The organism is Nocardioides pakistanensis (assembly GCF_054781215.1).
In genome coordinates, this window is sequence record NZ_BAAGUV010000037.1 from 1 (window position 1) to 3486 (window position 3486).

3 protein-coding genes are annotated in these 3486 nt (G+C 72.2%); 2 read left to right on the plus strand and 1 reads right to left on the minus strand.

Annotated features, from left to right (window positions below):
* Positions 1-67: 67 nt before the first annotated feature.
* Positions 68-1165 (minus strand): glycerate kinase family protein, encoded by a 1098-nt coding sequence (locus tag ACYVIH_RS15185; RefSeq protein ID WP_460870309.1) that lies wholly within the window; start codon positions 1163-1165, stop codon positions 68-70.
* Between the two features lie 54 nt (positions 1166-1219).
* On the opposite strand from ACYVIH_RS15185, the gene ACYVIH_RS15190 reads away from it, so the two are divergent.
* On the plus strand, positions 1220-2116 hold the full coding sequence (locus ACYVIH_RS15190) for a GNAT family N-acetyltransferase (RefSeq protein ID WP_460870310.1): 897 nt from the start codon (positions 1220-1222) through the stop codon (positions 2114-2116).
* Between the two features lie 93 nt (positions 2117-2209).
* Positions 2210-3373, plus strand: coding sequence for a quinolinate synthase NadA (gene nadA / locus ACYVIH_RS15195; protein WP_460870311.1), 1164 nt, complete (start codon positions 2210-2212; stop codon positions 3371-3373).
* Positions 3374-3486: the final 113 nt, after the last annotated feature.

A 3486-nucleotide genomic window follows, 5' to 3' on the forward strand; every position in this document is an offset into this window, starting at 1 on the left:
CATTACCCAAGGCCTACCGCGAACCACCGAATCGCCGCTCACGAAATCAACACCGGTGGATCAGGGGTCAGTGGGACCACGTGCGGGCGACGCGCTCGGCCAGGGTCGCGAGGCTGCCGGCGGGGTCGGCGAACGACGCGTCCTCTCCCACGAGGTCGACGACGGAGTAGGCCGACTCGATGCCGAGCGCCCGCATCTCGCGGGACCCCACCAGGACCTTCCCGGCCAGCGCGACGCACGGGACCAGCACCCGGTTGGCCACCGCGGCGACGCCGTAGGGCACCTTTCCCGACCGCGACTGGAAGTCGAAGGCGCCCTCGCCGGTGATCACCAGGTCGGCAGCGCCCGCCTTCTGCTCCAGGCCGACGGCCGCGGCGACCAGGTCGATCCCCGGCTCGCGGGTCGCGCCGAGCAGCAGCAGCGCGAACCCCAGACCGCCGGCCGCCCCGGCCCCCTTGGCCAGCGCCACCTTCTTGTCGGTGGCCGCGGCCAGCCGCTCCACCTGCGCATCGACGATCAGCAGCCGGACCTGGTCGATGCCCTTCTGCGGCCCGTAGACGTTCGTCGCGCCGATCAGGCCGAGCAGCGGGTTGTCCACGTCGGTGGCCGCGACCAGGGTGACCCCCTCGACGCGGGCCCGTGCCGCGGACAGGTCCACGCTCTCCAGCTTCGCGAGCCCCTGCGGCCCGTGCTCGAGGGCGCCGGCGGGCACCGACGTGGCGCCGAGGGCGGCGAGCAGGCCGGCTCCGCCGTCGTTGGTGGCCGACCCACCGAGCCCCACGACGATCCGGGTGGCGCCCGCGTCCGCCGCGGCTGCGACCAGCTCACCGACCCCACGAGTGGTGGCGCGCTCGGCGTCCCGTGCCTCCGGCGGCGTCAGGTGCAGCCCGCAGGCCTGTGCGCTCTCGATGTAGGCGGTGCCCGCGACCACGAGCACCGCGGCGGGCACCGGTTCGCCGTACGGCCCGGTGACGTTCAGCGCGAGCAGCTCGCCACCGAGCGAGGCGTGGAGCACGTCGACGAAGCCCGGCCCGCCGTCGGCCATCGGGACGACCCGCAGCTCGTCGTGCGGTGCCCGCCGAAGCCACCCCTCCGCGATCGCCTCGGCGGCCTCGACCGCGCTGAGGGTGCCTGCGAACTTGTCCGGGGCGATCACGACGCGCATGACCCCTATCGTGCCGTGCCCGTTCCCCGGCCCGACGGCCGGTAGGTTGGCCCGGTGACCGGCTCCCCGAACGTCGTGGTGCGGCCGATGCGGCTGTCCGACGTGAGCGCGGTGGAACGGCTCACCGACGAGGGGTTCTACGAGCTCGACGTCCGCACCCACTCCCCCGGCCGGCCGCTGCCGCGTCCTCGGACCGACGGCGAGTCCGCGACCTGGGCACGCCGCCTCGAGCACGTGCTCCGGCACGACTCGGCCGGGTGCTGGGTGGCCGAGGACTCCTCGGGCCTCGTCGGGGCCGCCGCGTCGCTGAAGCGAGAGCTGATGTGGGTGCTCGCCACGTTCGTCGTTCGCCCCGGCCTCCAGGGGCGCGGCGTCGGGCGGCAGCTGCTCGAGGCGGCGTTGAGCTACGGCGCGGGCTGCCTGCGCGGGATGATCAGCGTCTCCGACGACCCGAGGGCGGCTCGGATGTACCGGTCGGCCGGCTTCACGCTGCACCCGACGATGGAGCTGACCGGGACCGTGGACCGGTCGGTGCTCCCGGTCGTCGAGCGGGTCCGCGAGGGCACGGCGAGCGACATCGACCTGATGGACTCCGTCGACCGCCGGGTGCGCGAGGCGGCGCACGGCGTGGACCACGAGCTGCTCACCACGCTGTACCGGCTGGTGGTCGTCGACCGGTCGACCGGCTCCGGCTACGCCTATGTGCAGCCCGATGGTGGCCCCTACCTGCTCGCGGCGACCAACCGTCGCACCGCCTCGGACCTGCTGTGGGAGTCGCTCGCGGCCGCCGGGAGCGAGAAGCCCTGCCGGGTCGCGCACGTGACCGCGACCAACGAGTGGGCCGTCGACGTCGGCCTGGCCGCCCGGCTGGAGCTGCGCACCTCCGGCTACCTGGCGGTGCGGCACCTCAAGCCGCCGATGCCGTACCTGCCGAGCGGCCACTTCCTGTGAGCGGTCCCGAAGTGGTCTAGCGGACCGGTCGTCCTGAATCCGCGGGCCGGCCGGACCTAACGACTCGGACTCGTTCTCTGAAATACTGTCGTTGTGACGACAACTCATCTGCCCCTGCTCTTCCTCGGCCACGGCTCCGACCCGAACGCCGAGCGCGGCGTCGAGTGCCCCGGATCCCTCCCCCCTGCCTCCGACCCCGGCCTGGTCGAGCGCGCCCGGGCCGCCAAGGAGACGCTCGGCGAGCGCGTCTTCGTGCTCGGCCACCACTACCAGCGCGACGAGGTGATCCAGTTCGCCGACGTGACCGGCGACTCGTTCAAGCTCGCGCGGGAGGCCGCGGCACGCCCTGAGGCGGAGTACGTCGTCTTCTGCGGCGTCCACTTCATGGCCGAGTCCGCCGACATCCTCACCGGCGAGCACCAGAAGGTGGTCCTGCCCGACCTCGCCGCGGGCTGCTCGATGGCCGACATGGCCCGGCTCGCGCAGGTCGAGGACGCCTGGGACGCGCTCACCGACGCCGGCGTGGCCGACTCGGTCGTCCCGGTCACCTACATGAACTCCTCGGCCGACATCAAGGCGTTCTGCGGCCGCAACGGCGGCGCGGTGTGCACGTCGAGCAACGCCGAGGTGGCGTTGCGCTGGGCCTTCGACCAGCACGGCGCGGACACCAAGGTGCTGTTCCTGCCCGACCAGCACCTCGGCCGCAACACCGCGGTGCTCAAGCTCGGCCTCGAGCTGTCCGACTGTGCCGTGTGGGATCCGCACCGCCCCAACGGCGGCCTCACCGTCGAAGAGATCCGGGCCGCGAAGATCCTGCTCTGGAAGGGACACTGCTCGGTGCACGGGCGGTTCTCCCCCGCCGTCGTCGACGAGCTGCGGGCGACTGTCCCGGACATCAACATCCTGGTCCACCCCGAGTGCTCGCACGAGGTGGTCACCCGCGCGGACCTGGTCGGCTCCACGGAGTTCATCATCAAGACCATCCAGGCCGCCCCGGCCGGCTCGTCGTGGGCGATCGGCACGGAGCTGAACCTGGTGAACCGGCTCGCCGAGGAGCACCCGGACAAGAGCATCGTCTTCCTCGACAAGACCGTGTGCTTCTGCTCCACGATGAACCGGATCGACCTGCCGCACCTCGTGTGGGCCCTGGAGAACCTCGTCGCCGGCAACGTCGTGAACCAGATCGTGGTCGACCCCGAGACCCAGAAGTGGGCTCAGGTGGCGCTGCAGCGGATGCTGGACCTGCCCGGGATCTGACGTACGGCGAGGGGCCGGCCACGACGGTGGCCGCCCCTCGTCGTACGGCGGTCAGACCCGGATTCGCAGGTAGGTGTGCGGCTCGCCGGGGTGTGAACGCAACAGATGCCTTT

Bases quoted from the DNA above. Each gene is read 5' to 3' on its own strand.
- ACYVIH_RS15185 (WP_460870309.1), bottom strand. From the start codon at position 1,165: ATGCGCGTCGTGATCGCCCCGGACAAGTTCGCAGGCACCCTCAGCGCG.